The following is a 15,765-nucleotide window of genomic DNA, read 5'->3' as shown; positions in this document are numbered from 1 at the left end:
TCGCTCAGGGCCGGCGCGGCCGCTTGAGACAGCCGAGCACCTCGTCGGTGGTCGCGACCGTGGCGACCAGCGCGAGGGTGTGCCTGATCATCGCGGGGGTGTAGTCGGCGGGCACCCCCGCGATGGCGTCGGCCGGGACGACGGCCGTATAGCCGAGGTTGACCGCGTCGAACACCGCGTTGGGTATCGCCACGTTGGCGGAGACACCGGTGACGATCAGCGTGCGGCAGCCGAGGTTGCGCAGCAGGGCGTCGGCGTCGGTGCCGTGGATCGGGGACAGGCCGTGCAGCCGGCGTACGACCAGGTCCTCCTCGGCGACCTCGATCGGGGGCGCGACGCGGACCGCCGTGGTGCCGCTCAGCTGTTGAACGGGCAGCCGCTCGGCGGCCCGGAACAGCCGGGCGTTACGGCTGGCGCCCCGGCCGTCCGGGCGGCGCTCGGCGATGGCGTGGACGACCTGGACGCCGGTCTCGTGGGCGGCGGCGACCAGCCGGGCCACATTGCGCAGCGCGCCGCAGGAGCGGGCTTCGCGGGCGAGTTCGGGCAGGGCGCTGTCCGGCCCGACGACCCCCTGCTGGCACTCCACGGTGAGCAGAACGGTGCTCACGGGGTCGAGGAGTTCGCTGAGCTGTTCGTACGACGGCATGGCGCGCTCCTTTGAAGACGGTCCGCTCCGCTGAAGACGGCCGCTTCGACGACGGCCCATTTTCTTTTCTGACGTGATGTCAGAGGATCACCTGCACACAATAGTTCTCTGGCACGACGTGGGAGAAGAGGGGGCCGCATGACCGTCACTCAGCAGCGCCGGGGCCGGAAGATCATGATGACGCCCGGCGAACTGGACGAGTTCCTCACCGATCAGCGCACCTGCCGGGTCGCGACCGTCTCACCGGACGGCACTCCGCATGTCAGCGCGCTGTGGTTCGCCTGGGACGGCACCTCGCTGTGGCTGTACTCGGTGGTGCGCAGCAGGCGTTGGACACAGCTGCGCCGCGATCCGCGGGTGGCCGTCGTGGTCGACTCGGGCGAGGAGTACGACCAGTTGCGCGGCGTCGAGCTCTCCGGCCGGGTGGAGTTCGTGGGCGAGGTGCCGCGCACCGGGGAGCTGTGCGCCGAACTGGACACGGCGGAGACGCTGTTCGCGCGGAAGAACTTCGGCCTGGACGAGATGCCGCACGACGGCCGGCACGCCTGGGCACGGCTGACGCCGGAGAAGATCGTCTCCTGGGACTTCCGGAAGCTGGGTGGGGCGTAGACCTGAGCCGAATGCTCACCCGACCTTCCGCGCGGCGGCGCGCAGGGCCTCGACCGCCGCGCGGATCGACGGGCGGCGGTCGGCGTCCGCCCGCCAGACCACGTACACATGCCGGCGCACCCGCTGCTTGAGCGGCACGAGGACCACGCCGTCCGGGACCGGGTGCCGGCCCAGCAGCGGCGCGATGCACACACCCAACCCGGAGGCGACCAGGCCGAGTTGGGTGTGGGTCTCGCCGGCGCGGTGGCCGACGATCGGCTCGACGCCCTTGGACCGCAGGGTGAACATCAGCCACTCGTGGCAGAACTCGCCCTCGCCCCAGGTGATCCACTCGTCCTCGGCGAACTCGGTGAGATCCACCTCGCCCCGGCCGGCGAGCGGGTGCCCGACCGGCATGGCGACATCGGCCGGGTCGTCCAGCAGGGGCGCCTTGACCAGACCGTCGGGCACGGGCATCGGCTTGTTGTACCAGTCCAGGACCACTGCGAGATCGAGGTCGCCGCGGACGACACCGGCGATGCCCTGCTCCGGCTCCAGTTCGCTGGAGCGGACGCGCAGCCCGGGGTGCTCCGCCCGCAGCGCGCCGAGCGCCGCCGGGAAGAGTCCGCGGGCGGCGGTCGGAAACGCCGACAGCCGTAGTTCGCCGACGACCTGCCCGCGGTGCGCCTCCAGATCGGACTCGGCCAGTTCGACCTGCGACAGGATGCGCGCCGCGTGCTCCGACAGCAGCCGGCCGGCGTCCGTGAGCCGTACTCCGCGGCCGTTCTTGGCGAGCAGCTGCTGGCCGACCTCCCGCTCCAGCTTGCCCAGCTGCTGGGAGACGGCGGACGTGGTCACGTGCAGCGCGTCCGCTGCCGCGCTGACCGAGCCGTGCCGGGCGAGGGCGTCCAGGGTGCGTAGGCGCTCCAGATTCAACATGTAAGGAATTCTACGAGGTACCGCGTGAGAAATCTCGATTGTGCTACGAGGTTGTCTCCAGCATGGTTGAGTGCATGAGCAGCACGGTCACCGCGCCCCGAACCCAGTCCCAGTCCCCCACCTCCACCCGTCCCCGCGCCCGCCTCGACTGGCGGCTCCGCTTCTGCGCCCTGTCCCTGATCTGGGGCTTCAGCTTCCTGCTGATCAAGGTGGGCACGGAGGGGTACGCGCCGTTCCAGGTCACCCTCGGGCGTCTGGTGTTCGGTACGGCGGTGCTGGCGGCGACGATGGCGGTCAAGCGGGAGAAGCTCCCGCGCGGCGCCCGGCTGTGGGGGCACATGGCGGTCGCCGCGTTCTTCCTGAACGCCCTGCCGTTCTCCCTCTTCGCCTACTCCGAGCTGACGATCCCGTCCACCCTGGCCGGCATCTGCAACGCCACGTCGCCCCTGTGGGGCATGGCCCTGTCCCTGGTCGCCCTCTCCGAGGACCGGCCGACCCGGGTCCGCGTGGCCGGACTCGGTCTCGGCTTCCTCGGAGTGCTGACGGTGCTCGGTGCCTGGCAGGGCTTCCACGGGCTGGATGCCACGGGTACGGCGATGGCGCTGCTGGCCTCGCTGAGCTATCCGATCGGCTGGATCTATGTCCGGCGCACGCTGGCCGGCACCGGTAACTCGCACCTGTCGATGACAGGAGCGCAGCTGATGCTCGCAGCGCTTCAACTGGCCGTGGTGACGCCCTTGCTCACCAGCTTCCCCGCGCATTTCCCGCTCGTCCCGCTGCTCGCGGTCGCCGCGCTCGGGGCGTTGGGGACGGGGCTGGCGGTTCTGATCCAGTACGGGTTGGTTTCCGAAGTCGGGCCCACGACCGCGCAGATGGTCACCTATTTCATTCCGGTCATCGCAACGGCTGCGGGAGTGGCTGTCCTTGGGGAGTCGTTGCGGTGGACCACGCCGGTGGGGGCACTGATCGTCCTGGCGGGGGCCGCGCTGACCCAAGTGCGGCGGAAGAGCGCCTGACGGGAGGGACTTGGGGTGCGTGCGCAGTCCCCCTACCCATAAACCCGAGCCGGAGACGGTCGTACCGCTGCCGCCACCGCGTCGGCCAGGGGGGCGATGTCCTCCGGCGTGAGCGTCGAGATCGTGATGCGGATCGCCTGGCGGCTGTTGAGGCGGAAGCGGGCGCCCGGGGCTACCGCCCAGCCCGACTGCACGAGCCGGGCCACCGCGCCCGTCTCGTCGGGGACGGGCACCCACACGTTCATGCCGGTGCGGCCGTGCGAGACGACTCCGCGTTCCGCCAGCGCGTCGACCAGCGCGTCCCTGCGGGCGCCGTACGCCTTCGCCACCGCCACCCGGTCCACCGCGCCCTGTGACCACAGCCGGACCACGGCACGCTGCAGCAGCAGGCTCACCCAGCCGGGGCCCAGCCGCTGGCGGCCGCGTACCCGGTCGACGGTGACCGGGTCGCCGGCGAGGACGGCCACGCGCAGGTCGGGGCCGTAGGCCTTGGATGCGGAGCGGACCACGGCCCAATGGCGGGTGGTGCCCGCCAGGGGGTGCAGCGGGAGGTCGACGATGCCGTGGCCGTGGTCGTCCTCGATCAGCAGGGTCTGCGGGTACTCGCGCAGGACCGCGCGCAGGGCACGCGCGCGCGTGGCGGTCACCGATGCGCCGGTCGGGTTCTGCGCGCGGTCGGTGACGATCAGGGCGCGGGCCCCGGACTCCAGGGCCTGGCGCAGGTCTTCGGGGCGCGGTCCGTCGTCGTCCATGCCGACCGGGAGCGTGCGCAGGCCCAGCGCCGGGACCAGGTCGAGGACGCTGCCCCAGCCGGGGTCCTCGACGGCGACCGCGTCGCCCGGTCTGAGGTGCGCGGTGAGGATGCGCTCGATGGCGTCGAGGGAGCCGGACGTCACGGTCAGCGGGCCCTCCGGGACGCCGTCGGCGTCGAGTTCGGCGCGGGCGAAGCGGACGAGGTCCGGGTCGACCGGGTCGTCGCCGTAGCGGACGGGCCGCCGGTCGCCCTCCTCCGCCGCCGTGGCGAGGGCCGGGGCGAGCGGGGGCAGCAGGGCGGGGTCGGGGTTGCCGGAGGCCAGGTCGCGGCCCCCGGCGGGGACCTGCACGCGCAGTTCCTCGCGTCCGGTGGTGGCCGGCTTGGGCCGGATGCGGCTGCCCCTGCGGCCGGCCGTCTCGATCACTCCACGCTCGCGCAGGGTGCGGTAGGCGGCCGCCACGGTGTTCGGGTTCACGCCCAGACGGGTCGCCAACTCCCGCATGGGTGGCAGGGATTGACCGGGCAGCAGCTCACCGGCCCCGACCGCGCGCTCGACGCTGGCCGCGATCTCTGCTGCGCCGCGCCCTTCGATGGGATACTCTCCTAGCACAAAGAACATTATGCACTAGTGCAATCGCTGGTGCCATATCGAACGTCAGCAGCGCGCCATTGCTCGCCATTGCTCGCCACGGAGGGACCGCCATGCAGGGGACGACCGAGGAAACCCAGGCCGCCGCCTACGCCCCGACCGACCGCACCGTGCCCACGCGCTCCGCGGACCGGGCGGCGTACGACAAGGAACTGGTGCACGCGATACTCGACGAGGGGTACGTCTGCCACCTCGGCTTCGTCCGCGACGGCGCCCCGGTGGTGCTGCCGACGCTGTACGGCCGGGTCGGCGAGCGGCTCTATGTGCACGGCTCCACGGGTTCCCGTCCGCTGCGGATGACCGGCGAGGCCGATCCGGGCCTGCCGGTGTGCCTGACGGTCACCCACGTGGACGGGCTGGTGCTGGCCCGCTCCGCCTTCCACCACTCGATCAACTACCGCTCCGTGGTGGTGCACGGCGTCGCGCGCCAGGTCACCGACCCCGAGGAGCGGCGGACGGCCCTGGACGCGCTGGTGGACCACGTCGTACCGGGTCGCGCCGCCGACTCCCGGCCCGCGAACAAGAAGGAGCTGGCCGCCACCGCGGTGATCCGGCTGGACCTGGACGAGGTCTCGGCCAAGGTCCGCACCGGCGGCGCGAACGACGACCCGGACGACCTCGCCCTGCCGTACTGGGCCGGCGTCCTCCCGCTCCAGAAGGGCTACGGCGCCCCGGTCCGCAACGCCGACCTGGCGCCCGGCATCGAGCTGCCGGACTACCTGAAGGCCCGGTAGGACCCGGCCGGCCGAAGACGCCACAGGCCGCGGCGGCACCGGTCCGCCCGGCGCCGCCGCGCGGAGCGTCACACCGGGACCGGCTCCCGGCGGCCGGCCCCGCGGGCCTCGCTCACGGCCAGGCCCGCGACCGCGCCGAGCAGGAGCAGAGTGCCGACCGCCGTGGTCGCCGTGAGCCGCTCGCCGAGCAGGGTGACGGCGAGCACGGCCGCGGTCACCGGCTCCAGCAGCATGATCACGGAGACGGTGGCGGACCGTACGACGGCCGCCCCGGCGAAGTACAGGGCGTACGCGAGGGCCGTGGGCACGGCGGCGATGTAGAGCACGAGCCCCAGCAGCCGGGCCGGGTGGGCGGTGTGCGGCAGCAGGCCCTCGTGCAGCGCGAACGGCAGCAGGCACAGGCCGGTCACCGCGAAGGCCCCGACGGTGGTGTCGGAGGCGTCGGCGCCGCCGTCCCTCCCCCACCAGCGGGTCAGCAGGGTCATGGCGCCGTAGCCCGCGGCCGAGACGAGGGCCAGGAGCACACCCGCCGGGCGCACGGTCGCGGCCGAGCCGCCGAAGGTCAGCACGGCCAGCCCGGCGAGTGCCCCGGCGACGGCCAGCACCCCGCCGGCACCGAGCCGTTCGCCGAGCAGCAGCCGGGCGCCGAGCGCGATGACGACCGGGCCCGCGCCGAGGGTGACGACGGTGGCCACGGCCAGTCCCGTCGACTCCACGGCGGCGAAGTAGGCGGTCTGGAACACCGCCAGGCCCAGGCCGGTGGCGAGGACCCGGCCGGCCCTGCGGACCAGCGGTTCCGTGGTCGCCGGGCGGACGCGCGGGCGCATGCCCCGTCCGGCGAGCAGCAGCACGAGGCCCAGCGCGCAGCGCCAGAAGGACAGCCCGAAAGCACCCATGTCACTGGTCCGGTAGACCAGGGAGGCGGCGGCGCCGGCCGTACCCCAGGCGGCACCGGTGATGATCAGATAGAGCAGGCCACGCCCGATGGGCAGGCCGGAAGCGGCGTTCGACGTCGTCAAGGGATTCTCTCCGCAGAAGCGCACTGTGAGGTGCGGAAGTTCGAGGGCGGCCCGCTTCAGCGGGGCGCGCGGACTTCATCTGCGGGCAGCACCGTCCGGCCCGGCGCACATGCGCCGGGCGGGTGTCCCGGAGGCCCGCCTCAGGCGGCCGGGGGCGGAAGAACGAGCGTGGACGGCATGACCGGCACCCTATGCAGCCGTGCTCCGGGGCGACAACTCCCTTTCGCCGCCGCCCGCGGCCACCGGCTCGGCGGGGCCCTTGGCGGGGGCCGAGGACTGGGCGATGAACGCGCCGACCAGGACGACCACTCCGCCGACGACCTGGGGCGCCGACAGGTGCTCGCCGAGCAGCACCCAGGCCAGCACGGTCGCGATGACCGCCTCCAGGCAGGCGACGACACCGGCGACCTGCGGGGAAAGTCGCCGCACGGACAGCACACCGGTGACGTACGCGACCACGGTGGCGATCAGCACGATCCAGCCCAGCAGGGCGAGGGCCGGTACGGCGGTGCCGTTCATGTCCGCCGAGCCCGTCAGCACCGACCAGCGCATGCTCCAGGGGCGGGCGACGACCGTCAGGACGAGGGCGCCGACGAGCAGTCCGTAGGCGATGACGCCGAGCGGGTCCGGTGCCTCGTCGCCCGCGTCGCCGCCGTGGTCGGCCAGGACGAAGTAGCCGACCTGGCAGCAGGCGGCGCCGAGCGCGAGCAGCAGACCCAGGGCGTCGAGGCTCAATCCCGACCAGATCTCCACCACGCAGGCGAGACCCCCGGCCGCGAGGATCACGCCGAGCGCGGCGGCGCGCGTCACGGGCCGCCGCTGCACGAACCGCACCCAGCCCAGCACCAGCGCGGGCGCCAGGTACTCGATGAGCAGCGCCACGCCCACCGGGATGCGGGAGAGCGCGGCGAAATAGCAGGCCTGCACACCGGCGACGGCGAGCAGTCCGAACCCGGCGAGCAGCGCGGGCCGGCGGCGCAGCAGCGCGCGGTGCCGTACGGCGACGGGCAGCATGACGACCGCGGCGCCGGCCACACGCAACCAGACCACGTCGAGCGGGTCGAGTCCCGCCTCGATCAGCGGCTTGGCGGCCACTCCCGACCCGCCGAAGGCCAGCGCCGAGGCGAGCGCGAGACCGAGCCCGACACCTTTGCCGCGGTTGCCCTGACTGCTCTCTGACGTATGCACCGGCACATGATGACAGGCGACGACATGACCGTCATCCCTGTTGACACCTGTCTCATGGGCTGGACGACCGAGGTGCGGCCGTAGCTGCGGGCGGTCGTGCCGTCAGGGCGGCACGGGTGGCCCGCTCCCGGTGTCACAGCTCGCGGACGCCGGCGCGCTCAGGGCAGTCCTCCGCACCCGATTCGACCCGGATGTCCAGCTCACGGATGCCGGCACGGTCGAGGACCTCGACGGCCCGGGATCCCGGGTCCGCGGTGAGCGTGGCGAGCAGGTCGATGCCCGTGACGCGGGGCTCGCCGCGCAGGCGGGCGCGCTCGCGGGCGTCGTCCAGGGCGGCGGCCGCGGTGGGCGACCAGCCGGGGGCGTCCCGGGGGTCGCGTGCGGCGCGGACGGCGGCAGCCGGGACGACGGCGAGCGCGCCCGAGTCCTCGACGCTGCCCTGCCAGCGCAGTCCGTAGCCGATGCTGCGCTGCACGAGGTAGCCGAACAGCCGGGCGAGCTGCGGCGGCCCGCCCACGGCGGCGCGCACCTCGGGGTCGTGTTCCAGGAGGGAGTGCAGCAGATGGGCGGTGTCGATCTGCCGGTCCCCGTCCCGGACGGCCCTGCGGCGGGCACCGGCGACCACCGCTGCCAGCTCTGCGCCGAGCACGGCATCGTCGTCCATGTGCGGAACTGCCTGTTCATGGGCGGTCCGGCGGGTTGTACGGGGTTGCACATCCCCTACCCCATCAGCCTCAGCGAGCCGCGTCATCCACGAGCGGAACCATCTTGGCGTCCCACACAGAGTGGACATCGGCGTTCGACATCTCATCCTTACGGAGGAGATTCGGCCGATCCGACCCCGTCGGCGCGCGCCGCCTTGCCGTGTGCCCCGTGCGCAACCACGCCACACCCCGCGGGTGGGCCGGCCACCATTCCTGACGGTTCATCAGTATTGAATGTTCGCGCCCCTGCGGCTACGTTCCGCGACACCGTAGCCCGCTACGCCCGATCCGAAGGGGTGGTCGCATGGCCGAAGTCAGCGCGGAGGCACGCATCCAGGCACCGGCCGAGAAGGTGTGGGCCCAGCTCACCGACTGGTCGTCGTACGGGGAGTGGAACGCCACCCACACGAGTTTCCCGAAGGGCGGCCCCGAGACTATGGCCGTGGGCGGGACGTTCCAGGAGAACATGAAGCTGATGGGCTTCCCGGCCGAGGTCGACTGGACCATCGAGGAGCTGGAACCGGCGCGGGTGTTCGCCATCCGCGGCAAGGGCCCGATGGCGGTGACGGTCGCCACCCGCTACACCCTCACCCCCGACGGCGACGCCACGTCCGTCCGCATCGACGGCGAGTTCACCGGCGCGGCGGTCTCGCTGATGGCGGGCAAGCTGAAGGACTCGGCGACGGCCGCGCTGAACGAGTCGCTGCGCAAGCTGGCCGGCCTGGTCGTCTGAGCCCGGGCGGGCCGGGCACACGAAGGCGCCCCGCGCGGATCACCGCGCGGGGCGCCTCACCTGCCGTGGGCCTCAGTGCTCGTCGGCGAGGATCAGGTACAGCTTCTTGCGGGCCTCGTTGATGACGGCCAGCGCCTTCTCGCGCTGTTCCTTGCTGCCGGTCTTCCAGACCTGCCCGAAGGCCTCCATCAGACCGAAGCCGGCCTGGCGGATCTCGCTGAGGGCCTCCCAGTCGACTCCGCGCGAGGCCTCCTCCCAGGGGGCGTCCGGGCCCTCGTCGGCGGCGGAGCGCCCGTCGTCGGTGAGGGCGAACAGCTTCTTGCCGCCCTCGCTCTCGCTGGCGATCAGTCCCTCGTCCTCCAGCAGCTGGAGCGTGGGGTAGACCGAGCCGGGGCTGGGCTTCCACGCGCCGCCGCTACGTTCGGCGATCTCCTGGATCATTTCGTAGCCGTGCATGGGGCGGTCCTTGAGCAGGGCCAGGATCGAGGCCCGCACATCACCGCGCCGCGCCCGTCCCCTCGGTCCGCCGCGCCCCCGGGGTCCCCAGGGACCGGGCCCGAATCCGGGTCCGCCCGGGCCGAACCCCGGGCCACCCGGAGCGAAGGGCCCGAAGGCGGCGCGGCGCCCGTCGGATCCGCCCATCCCCCGCCGACCGGGGCCCTCGTAGCCATGTCCACGCTCGTATCCGTGGGTACGCATCGCGATCACTCCATTCCATCGCTGATCTGTCACGTATGTATCGCGTATCGTTCGCGATGCCTCAACGATATATCGGAACCGATCGGATGACAAGGCCCTCGCCATGGACGCCCTCCCGTGGCGGTCAGCCCTGGTCCGCCGCCCGTGGCGGTCAGGCCTGGTCCGCCGCCCGCAGCGGGCAGCCCGTGCCGACGCGGGAGGTCAGGTCCGCGCGCAGGGCGGTCAGTTCGGCCATGCGCTCGTCGATGATCCGGATCTTGTCCTCGAACAGGGCCGACAGGGCCTCGGCGCTGTCCGGCGCGTCCCGCAGTTCCTCGCCGTGCCGGGCGATCTCGGCCAGGGTGAAGCCGAGCACCTGGGCGGTGCGGACGTAGCGCAGCCAGATCACGGTTTCCGGCGGGAAGTCGCGGTACCCGTTGGGCAGTCGGTCGCCGTCGAGCAGGCCGACCTTCTCGTAGAAGCGCAGGGTGTCCTTCGACAGCCCCGTGCGCGCGGCCAGTTCCCCGATGCGCATGACTCCCCCGCCGATGGGCCGACTTGACCTTGGAGCGTACTCCGCTGTTTAGCGTGGGCGGCGCCCGAGCGAGCCCTCTTCAGGAGCCCCGATGACCCCTGCTGCCCCCGCCTATCTGCGCCTCGTCCGCACCAGCGGCTGGTACGACCTGATCGTCACCGCCGGTTTCGCGACACCCTGGACCTACGCACTGGTGCACCACCTGCTGTCGGCCGGAGGCGACGCGGCCGGTCTCGGCACCATGCCGGCGCTCACCCCCCTGCAGACCCTGTACGCCAACCTGATGGGCTCGGTCGTGCTGGTCTGGTCCGTCCTGCGCGTCGTACGGCCGCTTCCCCTGCACGGCCTCCTCGACGGCACCGCCCGCGTCCTGTTCTCCCTGTGGCAGGCGTACGCGCTCGCGCACGGAGGGCCCGGGGTGCTGTGGCCGTTCCTCCTGCTGGAGGTCTCGTTCGGCATCGCCCAACTCGCCCCGTGGACTCGGGTGCGGGCCGCGACCCGGCGGGAAATGTGCCAGGACTCGTGAATTGGCCTTGGGCCGGCGCCGTGCGCAGCCGCTAGCGTCGCCGTCATGCGCATTCGAATCGTGGACGCATTCACCGACCGCCCCTTCGCCGGCAACCCGGCCGGAGTCCTGCTCCTCAACGACGTCTTCCCGGACGACGACTGGCTCCAGAACGTCGCCATGGAGGTCAACCACGCCGAGACGGCGTTCGCCCACCCGCTGCCCGAGGGCGGCGAGGCGGACTGGGCGCTGCGCTGGTTCACGCCCGTCGCCGAGGTCGCCATGTGCGGGCACGCCACGCTCGCCACCGCCCACGTCCTGCACACCACCGGCGCCCACGACGGCCCCGTGCGGTTCGCCACCCGCAGTGGCGTGCTCATCGCCACCCCCGCAACGGACGGCTCGATCACCCTCGACTTCCCGACGGCCCCGCTCACCGGCGCCGAGATCCCGGCCGGAGTCGCCGAGGCGCTCGGCGCGGAACCGGTCGCCGCCTTCGACACCGGCCCGAACGTCGGCGACCTGCTGCTGGAACTGGCCGACGAGAAGACGGTCCTCGGCCTCGCGCCGGACCACAAGTCCCTCGGCGCCTACTCCTCGCGCGGCATCATCGCCACCGCCTGCGCCGAGGACCCGTCCCGCGGCTACGACTTCGTCTCCCGCTGCTTCTTCCCGAACGTCGGCATCGACGAGGACCCGGTCACCGGCAGCGCCCACACCGCGCTCGCCCCGCACTGGTCCGCGCGCCTGGGCCGCGACGACCTCACCGGGCTGCAGGCCTCTCGCCGCACCGGCCTGGTCCGCACCCGCCTGCGCGGCGAGCGCACCCTGCTCACCGGCCACGCGGTCACGGTCGTCGAGGGCGAGCTGCGGGCCTGAGCGAGCGCCAGACCCTGGTGCTCAGGCCGTCGGCAGCCAGCCCACCTTGCCCGCGAGGAGGGCGTAGCCGACGAACGCGCCGATGTCGAGCAGGGAGTGCGCGACGACCAGCGGACCGACCCGCCCCCAGCGGCGGTACAGGTACACGAACACCACGCCCATGACCATGTTGCCGAGGAAACCGCCCACGCCCTGGTAGAGGTGGTACGAGCCGCGCAGGACCGCGCTGGCGACCAGCGCGGTCCCCGGGGTCCAGCCCAACTGGCCCAGCCTGCGCAGCAGATAGCCGACGACGATGACCTCTTCGAGGACGGCGTTCTGCACGGCGGACAGGATCAGCACCGGGTACTTCCACCACACGTCCGGCAGCGCCTCGGGTACCACCGTGAGGTTGAAGCCGAGGCCGCGGGCGGCCAGGTAGAAGGCGATGCCGGTGCTGCCGATCACGGCCGCGATGCCCGCCCCGCGGCCCAGGTCGGGCCAGGGGCGGGTGCGGTCGAAGCCGAGGGCGCGCAGGCTCCTGCCCTCGCGCAGCAGGAGGTGGGCGACCAGGGCGACGGGGACGAGCGCGGTGGCGATGCCGAACAGCTGCCAGGCCAGGTCCAGCCAGGGGCGGCCGGGCGCGGCCGAGGCGTTGAGGGTGGCCGCCTGGTTCTTGAGCCCGCCCGGCTTGGTGACCGAGCCGATGAAGCTGATCAGCGCGGAGACCCCGCTGGCCCCGAGCGAGAGCCCCAGGACGAGCAGCGTCTCGTCCCGCAGGATCCGCCGAGGGTCGCGCTCCCGCACCCCGGAATCGGCCACCGAGTCAGCCTCCACCTGCACCCCTGCCTCCAGCCGGCTCATGGGCCCCAGGGCCCACCTCTGCCTCGCAAGGATCGCAGAAGGAGATGTGCGGACGGCGTGCGCCCGTTTCTCCGCGCCGAGCATGCCGATCTTCGCGCCGAGCACGCCGACTTCGGAGTGCGTGCCGGACGCCGCCGGGCAGGCGCACTTGACGACAGGTCCTGGGCCCTGTCGTTTGGATCAGGCCGGCTGTAGGTCACGGCGCCTTCCAACCGACCCGAGCGGGGTCTGGTGCGTGCAGCTGCAAGGCGGAGGAGGGCGCCAACGCGATGGGGGTCCCCCCGCGCGAGCGAAGCCGAGCGTGGGGGGAGAAGCCGAGCGTGGGGGAGAAGCCGAGCGTGGGGGAGTTGGCAACCGACGACAACGCCGCAGATGTGCGTGCCAGACCCCGCGACGCCGGGATGATCCAAACGACAGGGCCTAGCCCGCCCCTCGCCCGGTGATCACCCGAGGGGCGCCGGCTCCGGCAATCCCACCGGCCACGTGTGCACCGGCTCTCCCACGTGCATCAGCTCGGCATACCTCCGCGTCGTGGCAGCCAGCGCCGCCTCGCGGGTCAGCCCCTGCTCGAGGGCCCGATGGAACGTGGCCGCCTGCCAGGCCGCCCCGTTCACCCGGCGCCGGCAGCGCTCCTCGATGACGCCCAGGTAGAGGTCGCGGTCGGCCGCCTCCACGCCCCACGCGTCCAGCCCGGCCGAGGCCAGCGGCAGCAGCTCCTCGCGGACCAGGGTGACCGCGTCGACCTCGCCCGTGCCGCCGTAGCGTCCCCGGCGGGGCCACACCAAGCGCGCGTCGATGCCGTACCGGCACGCGGTGTCGAAGTTGGCCTCGGCCGCGGCGAAGGGCAGCCGGGTCCACACCGGGCGGGACTCCTCGGCGAGGGCACGCACCAGGCCGTAGTAGAAGGCGGCGTTGGCGATCACATCGGTGATGGTCGGCCCGGCCGGCAGCACCCGGTTCTCCACCCTGAGGTGCGGGACACCGTCCGCGACGCCGTAGACCGGCCGGTTCCAGCGGTAGATCGTGCCGTTGTGCAGCACCAGTTCGGCGAGTCTGGGCGTGCCGCCCGCCTCGATGACCTCCAGCGGCTCCTCGTCGTCGCACATGGGCAGCAGGGCGGGGAAGTAGCGCAGGTTCTCCTCGAACAGGTCGTACGCGGAGGCGATCCACCGCTCCCCGAACCAGGTACGCGGCCGTACGCCCTGGGCCTGGAGTTCGGGCGGGCGGGTGTCGGTGGACTGCAGGAACAACGGGGGCCGGGACTCGCGCCACAGCTCGTGACCGAACAGGAACGGCGAGTTGGCGCCGACGGCGATCTGTGCGGCGGTCGCCACCTGCGCCGCGTTCCACACGTCCGCGAACCGGGCCGGGGTGACCTGGAGGTGCAGCTGTACGGAGGTGCACGCGGCTTCGGGGACGATCGACTTGGAGGTGCAGACCAGGTGCTCCACACCCTCGATGTCGAGCCGGAAGTCCTCGCCGCGCGCGGCCACGATCTGGTCGTTGAGCAGGGTGTAGCGGTCGACCTCGGAGAGGTTGGAGGAGACCAGGTCGTCGCGGTCGAGCGTGGGCAGGATGCCGATCATGACGATGCCGGCAGCCACCTCACCGGCTTTCCGGTCGGCATAAGCCAGCGAGGTGCGCAGTTCTTCGGCGAGCCGGTCGAATACCCGCCCGCCCAGGCGGTGTGGCGCTATGTTGACTTCCAGGTTGAACATGGCGAGTTCTGTTTGGAAATCGCGGCTCGCGATGCGCTCCAGTACCTGCCCGTTCAACATTTTCGGCATGCCGTCGGGCCCCGCGAGATTCAATTCGATCTCGACTCCCATGAGGTTCTTGGGTCGGTCGAATCGCTTCTCGCGCAACAGCCACTCCAGTCCCGTGAGGCACTTCTGGAGCTTTTCGCGGTAGCGCTGGCGATCGGACAGGTCGAACTGCCCCGCCACGACCTTCTCCCCCATCGAAGCGTCCCTCCTCGGATGGGCGGGCCGATGATCCGGCCGCCGGGCTCCCGGGTCAGTGGGAGGATGATGCCCAACGGAAGCGATAGATAACGCCCCCCGCGGACCCGGCACCCGCTACTCTGTCGGAATGTTCCCCGCGGCACATTCACGGGGCATGCCACGGCCTGCGTCTTCGGGTGCCCCGAACACCTCGTGAAAAACGCCGACGACATTCGGCCGACCGCTGGCGGAACGTATGGCGAGGTCAGCGACCGAGGGCCGGTCAGGAAATCGGGAGGAGTCCCGCAAATCTACGGCGTATTACCGTCTTGCGCGACTTCCTGAATCGAGATAGACGAAACAACGGCCGAACAGGCGTCGTATAAACTTCGCCCACAAGGCAGAAGGCTGACGCCCTCGGTCCCGGTTCCTGCCGTGTTCAGGCCGTCATGGTGACGGGTGGCAGGCCGGCCGCACTCCTGTTCACCGTCCCGGGCCCTCACCCTTCCGGCCTTGCGTGAGCAGACAGCGCCGTCCGCCCCACCCCTCCTCGCGCCGTCGCGCCTGTCGTACGAGAGAGGCGACCCACATGCCGCTGCACGTGCCCCCTGCCCCCGCGCCTGCCCTGCGCTCCGTCCTCACCGCCCTCGGTTCCCCGACCGCGGTCCGTGAGGCCCGCACCCCCTCCCTGCGCGCCGCGCAGGGCCCGACGACACCCGAACTCCCGCTGCCCGTCCATGTGCTGGACCGGATCACCGCGCAGGGCCTGTCCGCGACGCGACTGGCGGGCTGGCGCTTCCTGATCCGCTGCGGCGACCGGGCGGTGGCCGCGGCCGAGACCATGCTCACCCCGGACGGCTGGGCCTTCTCGCACTTCTTCGAGGGCCCCTACGTCACCTCCACCGAGCGCGCCGTGCAGCAGGCCGAGGCGCTGCCACAGCCCTACCAGGCGCGACTGCTGTCCGTGCCCGGCCTGTACATGCTCACCCTGTGGCTGCACGGGGACACCACCGCCGACGGCGCCGAGGGGCACCCGGCCGGCACCGATCTGCTCGTCCCGCTCGCACCGGCCCCGCCCGGCATCCCGGCGCACCGCCCGTTCCGGGTCACCGAGTTGCTTCCGGTGCTGACCTCTCGCGCGACACCCCTGCCGCTGCTGGGGCCGCCCGTGCTGGGCTCGCCGGCCTGACCTCCGCCCGCGTACCCCGCTTGCCCGCGAGGGAAGCGGGGTACGCCCATGTCAGAGGGTCTGGCCTGCACGGACTAGCCCGATCCGGCCACTGCGAACCACCCGAAGGGACAGTGCACTTGGACTGAACCGTCCGCGCGGGTGACGCGTCATGAACCTGTGAGAAGCGGTGCTGCGAAATCCCTGCGGAATGACGCCCAGAGGGCAACACTGGATTCCGACC

At 72.2% G+C, this 15,765-nt stretch carries 17 protein-coding genes; 7 read left to right on the top strand and 10 right to left on the bottom strand.

Annotation, left to right across the window (positions count from 1 at the left end; genetic code table 11):
- Positions 1–4: 4 nt before the first annotated feature.
- A complete protein-coding gene (locus tag ACWC0C_RS16095) occupies positions 5–646 on the bottom strand; it encodes a cysteine hydrolase (RefSeq protein ID WP_450864540.1) in 642 nt (213 codons plus the stop codon).
- Between the two features lie 138 nt (positions 647–784).
- Here ACWC0C_RS16095 and ACWC0C_RS16090 point away from each other — a divergent pair, with 138 nt between their 5' ends.
- Complete coding sequence (locus tag ACWC0C_RS16090; RefSeq protein WP_449195357.1) at positions 785–1,255, top strand: pyridoxamine 5'-phosphate oxidase family protein; 471 nt, start codon at positions 785–787, stop codon at positions 1,253–1,255.
- Positions 1,256–1,270: 15 nt separating this feature from the next.
- Here the strand turns inward: ACWC0C_RS16090 and ACWC0C_RS16085 are convergent, their stop codons facing one another.
- The gene (locus ACWC0C_RS16085; RefSeq protein ID WP_449195356.1) at positions 1,271–2,173 is read right to left on the bottom strand and encodes a LysR family transcriptional regulator; all 903 of its coding nucleotides are present in this window, start codon (positions 2,171–2,173) and stop codon (positions 1,271–1,273) included.
- Between the two features lie 74 nt (positions 2,174–2,247).
- Between ACWC0C_RS16085 and ACWC0C_RS16080 the strand changes: the two genes are divergently transcribed.
- Positions 2,248–3,189, top strand: coding sequence for a DMT family transporter (locus ACWC0C_RS16080; protein ID WP_450864539.1), 942 nt, complete (start codon positions 2,248–2,250; stop codon positions 3,187–3,189).
- Between the two features lie 32 nt (positions 3,190–3,221).
- Here ACWC0C_RS16080 and ACWC0C_RS16075 read toward each other — a convergent pair whose 3' ends face one another.
- On the bottom strand, positions 3,222–4,553 hold the full coding sequence (locus tag ACWC0C_RS16075) for an aminotransferase class I/II-fold pyridoxal phosphate-dependent enzyme (RefSeq protein ID WP_450864538.1): 1,332 nt from the start codon (positions 4,551–4,553) through the stop codon (positions 3,222–3,224).
- A gap of 92 nt (positions 4,554–4,645) precedes the next feature.
- On the opposite strand from ACWC0C_RS16075, the gene ACWC0C_RS16070 reads away from it, so the two are divergent.
- On the top strand, positions 4,646–5,326 hold the full coding sequence (locus ACWC0C_RS16070; RefSeq protein WP_450864537.1) for a pyridoxamine 5'-phosphate oxidase family protein: 681 nt from the start codon (positions 4,646–4,648) through the stop codon (positions 5,324–5,326).
- 68 nt (positions 5,327–5,394) lie between these two features.
- Here ACWC0C_RS16070 and ACWC0C_RS16065 read toward each other — a convergent pair whose 3' ends face one another.
- The 3 genes from ACWC0C_RS16065 to ACWC0C_RS16055 all read right to left on the bottom strand — a co-directional run bounded on the left by ACWC0C_RS16065 (position 5,395) and on the right by ACWC0C_RS16055 (position 8,197).
- Positions 5,395–6,345: a DMT family transporter gene (locus ACWC0C_RS16065; RefSeq protein WP_450864536.1), complete on the bottom strand. Its 951-nt coding sequence runs from the start codon at positions 6,343–6,345 to the stop codon at positions 5,395–5,397.
- Positions 6,346–6,534: 189 nt separating this feature from the next.
- Positions 6,535–7,539 carry an EamA family transporter gene (locus tag ACWC0C_RS16060; protein ID WP_450864535.1) on the bottom strand — a complete coding sequence of 335 codons (1,005 nt, stop codon included), beginning with the start codon at positions 7,537–7,539 and terminating at the stop codon, positions 6,535–6,537.
- Between the two features lie 127 nt (positions 7,540–7,666).
- Positions 7,667–8,197: a Clp protease N-terminal domain-containing protein gene (locus tag ACWC0C_RS16055; protein ID WP_450864534.1), complete on the bottom strand. Its 531-nt coding sequence runs from the start codon at positions 8,195–8,197 to the stop codon at positions 7,667–7,669.
- Between the two features lie 344 nt (positions 8,198–8,541).
- Between ACWC0C_RS16055 and ACWC0C_RS16050 the strand changes: the two genes are divergently transcribed.
- Positions 8,542–8,970: a type II toxin-antitoxin system Rv0910 family toxin gene (locus tag ACWC0C_RS16050; RefSeq protein WP_449195349.1), complete on the top strand. Its 429-nt coding sequence runs from the start codon at positions 8,542–8,544 to the stop codon at positions 8,968–8,970.
- 72 nt (positions 8,971–9,042) lie between these two features.
- Here ACWC0C_RS16050 and ACWC0C_RS16045 read toward each other — a convergent pair whose 3' ends face one another.
- Both ACWC0C_RS16045 and ACWC0C_RS16040 read right to left on the bottom strand, forming a co-directional pair.
- Positions 9,043–9,669, bottom strand: coding sequence for a PadR family transcriptional regulator (locus ACWC0C_RS16045; RefSeq protein ID WP_450864533.1), 627 nt, complete (start codon positions 9,667–9,669; stop codon positions 9,043–9,045).
- Positions 9,670–9,820: 151 nt separating this feature from the next.
- Positions 9,821–10,183: a MerR family transcriptional regulator gene (locus tag ACWC0C_RS16040; RefSeq protein WP_450864532.1), complete on the bottom strand. Its 363-nt coding sequence runs from the start codon at positions 10,181–10,183 to the stop codon at positions 9,821–9,823.
- A 91-nt stretch (positions 10,184–10,274) separates the two neighbouring features.
- On the opposite strand from ACWC0C_RS16040, the gene ACWC0C_RS16035 reads away from it, so the two are divergent.
- Positions 10,275–10,709 (top strand): hypothetical protein, encoded by a 435-nt coding sequence (locus tag ACWC0C_RS16035; RefSeq protein ID WP_449195346.1) that lies wholly within the window; start codon positions 10,275–10,277, stop codon positions 10,707–10,709.
- A 45-nt stretch (positions 10,710–10,754) separates the two neighbouring features.
- Positions 10,755–11,567 carry a PhzF family phenazine biosynthesis protein gene (locus ACWC0C_RS16030; RefSeq protein WP_450864531.1) on the top strand — a complete coding sequence of 271 codons (813 nt, stop codon included), beginning with the start codon at positions 10,755–10,757 and terminating at the stop codon, positions 11,565–11,567.
- A 21-nt stretch (positions 11,568–11,588) separates the two neighbouring features.
- On the opposite strand, the gene ACWC0C_RS16025 is transcribed toward ACWC0C_RS16030, so the two are convergent.
- Entirely contained in the window at positions 11,589–12,389 is an 801-nt protein-coding gene (locus tag ACWC0C_RS16025; RefSeq protein ID WP_449195558.1) for a CPBP family intramembrane glutamic endopeptidase, read from the bottom strand.
- 464 nt (positions 12,390–12,853) lie between these two features.
- On the bottom strand, positions 12,854–14,371 hold the full coding sequence (locus ACWC0C_RS16020; RefSeq protein ID WP_450864530.1) for a glutamate--cysteine ligase: 1,518 nt from the start codon (positions 14,369–14,371) through the stop codon (positions 12,854–12,856).
- A 571-nt stretch (positions 14,372–14,942) separates the two neighbouring features.
- Between ACWC0C_RS16020 and ACWC0C_RS16015 the strand changes: the two genes are divergently transcribed.
- On the top strand, positions 14,943–15,542 hold the full coding sequence (locus ACWC0C_RS16015) for a hypothetical protein (protein WP_449201868.1): 600 nt from the start codon (positions 14,943–14,945) through the stop codon (positions 15,540–15,542).
- Positions 15,543–15,765: the final 223 nt, after the last annotated feature.

The sequence above is a fragment of the Streptomyces sp. NPDC001709 genome, assembly GCF_053596375.1.
Note: the sequence above shows the minus strand (reverse complement) of the source record. Positions and strands in the feature narration are given on the sequence as shown.

Excerpts from the sequence above, each read along its gene's own strand:
- ACWC0C_RS16035 (WP_449195346.1), top strand. The coding sequence starts at position 10,275 with ATGACCCCTGCTGCCCCCGCCTATCTGCGCCTCGTCCGCACCAGCGGC.
- ACWC0C_RS16090 (WP_449195357.1), top strand. The coding sequence starts at position 785 with ATGACCGTCACTCAGCAGCGCCGGGGCCGGAAGATCATGATGACGCCC.
- ACWC0C_RS16015 (WP_449201868.1), top strand. The coding sequence starts at position 14,943 with ATGCCGCTGCACGTGCCCCCTGCCCCCGCGCCTGCCCTGCGCTCCGTC.
- ACWC0C_RS16045 (WP_450864533.1), bottom strand. The coding sequence starts at position 9,669 with ATGCGTACCCACGGATACGAGCGTGGACATGGCTACGAGGGCCCCGGT.
- ACWC0C_RS16095 (WP_450864540.1), bottom strand. The coding sequence starts at position 646 with ATGCCGTCGTACGAACAGCTCAGCGAACTCCTCGACCCCGTGAGCACC.
- ACWC0C_RS16055 (WP_450864534.1), bottom strand. The coding sequence starts at position 8,197 with ATGGACGACGATGCCGTGCTCGGCGCAGAGCTGGCAGCGGTGGTCGCC.
- ACWC0C_RS16020 (WP_450864530.1), bottom strand. The coding sequence starts at position 14,371 with ATGGGGGAGAAGGTCGTGGCGGGGCAGTTCGACCTGTCCGATCGCCAG.
- ACWC0C_RS16080 (WP_450864539.1), top strand. The coding sequence starts at position 2,248 with ATGAGCAGCACGGTCACCGCGCCCCGAACCCAGTCCCAGTCCCCCACC.
- ACWC0C_RS16050 (WP_449195349.1), top strand. The coding sequence starts at position 8,542 with ATGGCCGAAGTCAGCGCGGAGGCACGCATCCAGGCACCGGCCGAGAAG.
- ACWC0C_RS16070 (WP_450864537.1), top strand. The coding sequence starts at position 4,646 with ATGCAGGGGACGACCGAGGAAACCCAGGCCGCCGCCTACGCCCCGACC.
- ACWC0C_RS16030 (WP_450864531.1), top strand. The coding sequence starts at position 10,755 with ATGCGCATTCGAATCGTGGACGCATTCACCGACCGCCCCTTCGCCGGC.
- ACWC0C_RS16040 (WP_450864532.1), bottom strand. The coding sequence starts at position 10,183 with ATGCGCATCGGGGAACTGGCCGCGCGCACGGGGCTGTCGAAGGACACC.
- ACWC0C_RS16085 (WP_449195356.1), bottom strand. The coding sequence starts at position 2,173 with ATGTTGAATCTGGAGCGCCTACGCACCCTGGACGCCCTCGCCCGGCAC.